We start from the raw sequence: 2,502 nt of genomic DNA, 5'->3' as shown, positions 1-2,502 counted from the left end.
GATTATGAAAAAAGGTGGAGAACCTTAAATTAGAAAGGAGGAAAGATTTAGATGGATGACGAAAATCAAATACTTTGTGATAATTGTGATGAATGGTTTGATGAAGACGAAATCATTAAAATACGTTTTTCATATTACTGTAAAAAATGTTATTCAAGAGGAAATGGTTTTGATCAATCAGGTTCAACTGACCAATGGGGTGTTTGCGATTACTGCGGGAAAAGCAGGCTTTATGGAAATTGTAGCTGTTAGATAAGAGTAAAAATGTGGTTGGGGCAGGATTGATATATGGTCTTTCTTTTTTATTATTCCATATGGTGTAAAACCTATTATAATAATAAGAGCTTCTGCATGTAATCTAAGCGATATAAATTCACAATAGCACACCCAATTTATTAAGCTATTGAGGATCGATTGTTCGACAAACTGGGCTTCTCCGGCAGTCCAGTTTTTGTTCCGCTAAAGGGAGTTATGTTGAACAACTTCACCTTTAAGATTATGCTTAATTAATAGCTTTCTTTTATTATTGGGAGGAATTGAATGGATATAGTTCATTTGCTAAGCAACAAAAAAGTCAGAGTAAAGGAAATACCAAAATGGGGAGCTTATCTAAGGAAGCAGTGGGAAGATTATTTCGCTAATCACATTAGCTATGAAGAAAAGAAATCAATTTATCTATTTGATCATGGTGGTGCCTGTGGTTATTTGTGGCACTTATTTAGTTATAAGAAAAAGGACTGTCTTAAAGAAATAAAAGCGGAAAATGCGTTTAATAATGAACCAAAGAATGCTTGTTATGTTTTTTATCAACATTCAGATTATGCTTTAATTCTTGAGAATGCATCACTGTTTACCGCTGATGATCTTACAAACGAAACGGATATATATGTTGTAGATAAAGAGTTTAATTGGACTTATGTAAAAACTCATGAAACTGGATGGTGTGGTCCATACTTTAGTCGAAAAAGTGGAAAGCTGTAAGTTATTAACTCAAACTTCGCAGAGTGAAATTGGCAAATAAGCCTTGATATAGTTGGGCAGGCCGGCCATCCACTGATGAAGTTGACATTTTATTAGCTTTCTGATTTTACTGTTCGTCTTTTTTAGGGTATCTTCAAGAAGCTCGATTAATTGCTGCAATGCTACAGCCCAATCAAGTTCACTTACTTCATCACAGAGTTCATAAAAGAGACCACCAAGAGTACGCTGGTCTGTATTACAGCGATTTTGCCATGACAACACAATGTATCGTACAAATACGATTGTTGTATGACTGATGAGTAAATCATAGGAAAGTCCTTGAAACTCCTTTTGAAGGCGTAATAGGGATTTGGTTGTTTTAAAGAATACCTCAATATCCCAACGCATTCCGTAAATACGCACAATTTCTTGTTCTGAAATCGTACAGTCTGTACTCAGAATGGCTAACCAGTCACTCTTTTTATTTCGATTTTGAACGAATACAACCTTAACTGGAATCCCATTTGCCAAGGTGGTGTGAATGGATCGTAAAATGCCTTTCTTTCCTTGTACTGGGGTAGCAAGACAATAGAGCTCTTTAAGAGACACTCGATGATGGTTTACGATGTACCGCTGATTCCCGGCTTTCACCATGCCAATCACGTCAAGCCCTAAATCTACGATGGATTGAATTAGAGGCTGATGTGTGAACCAAGAATCCATTAACACATGAGTGGCTGTTACTCCTGCATCTAAAGCTCTTTCAATCATAGTTGAGACAAGTTCAGGTGCCGGTTGTAAAGCTTCTAAACGGCGTTTATAACCTAAACAACGCTTGTCAATATTAGCTGAGATCCCATTGATTTGGGACTTAACGGAACTAAGTAGGGCAAAATCTAAAGGCATGAAAGTAAACCCATCTGACCACCCAAGTGTAAGCATACGAAATCCTTTATAAAAGCGCTTGGTCAGAGAAGAATGATCCATGCAGCGAGCTAATAGTTCCACTTTCTTACTGCGATTTCGATCAAACATAGAGTCATCCACGATCATGACTTTGGGGCGATTTTGATGAGTTAGTTCGTTCACCTTTTTCGTTGTGCTGGCACTCAATAAGGTTAGGAATCGACGCCAAGCAAACATAGAATGATTCAAAAAACGATACACAGCGTCTTTAGCTGGGTAACGATCTCCCTTCTTGGATTCAAGAAGCCCAAACCATTTTTTGTGATGGAAGATTAAACAAAAGATCACCTGAAATAAATAGGAACAAGTAAATCCAAACCTTTTCTTAATTCCTGCATCACGAAGATGTTTGAAAATCTCTAATTCATCAAATACAGATTTTAATTCTTTTGGTAGTTGATTGTTTTGGTTACTATGCTCTATCATATAGGAGACACCTCTTCTGTTTGGTAGTGATTTCTCGACAATCTCACTATACCAAAGAATGAGGTGTTTTTTGTATGATTTAAAGCATTTTGTAAAGAGAAACAATCAGCTTGCCTTCAAGCTTAGATACCCTAAGTCCTAACTAAATTT

Annotated in this window: 3 protein-coding genes; 2 read left to right on the top strand and 1 reads right to left on the bottom strand. The window is 36.6% G+C overall.

What is annotated here, in order from left to right; genetic code table 11:
* Positions 1-55 precede the first annotated feature (55 nt).
* Both ACGLXV_RS18115 and ACGLXV_RS18110 read left to right on the top strand, forming a co-directional pair.
* Positions 56-256, top strand: a complete 201-nt coding sequence (locus ACGLXV_RS18115; RefSeq protein ID WP_391559738.1) for a hypothetical protein — start codon at positions 56-58, stop codon at positions 254-256.
* Positions 257-540: 284 nt separating this feature from the next.
* The gene (locus ACGLXV_RS18110) at positions 541-981 is read left to right on the top strand and encodes a DUF4275 family protein (RefSeq protein WP_391559737.1); all 441 of its coding nucleotides are present in this window, start codon (positions 541-543) and stop codon (positions 979-981) included.
* A 9-nt stretch (positions 982-990) separates the two neighbouring features.
* Here the strand turns inward: ACGLXV_RS18110 and ACGLXV_RS18105 are convergent, their stop codons facing one another.
* Positions 991-2,352: an IS4 family transposase gene (locus ACGLXV_RS18105; protein ID WP_391559736.1), complete on the bottom strand. Its 1,362-nt coding sequence runs from the start codon at positions 2,350-2,352 to the stop codon at positions 991-993.
* Positions 2,353-2,502: the final 150 nt, after the last annotated feature.

The organism is Robertmurraya sp. (assembly GCF_036676585.1).
Lineage (GTDB): Bacteria > Bacillota > Bacilli > Bacillales > Cytobacillaceae > Robertmurraya_A.
Note: the sequence above shows the minus strand (reverse complement) of the source record. Positions and strands in the feature narration are given on the sequence as shown.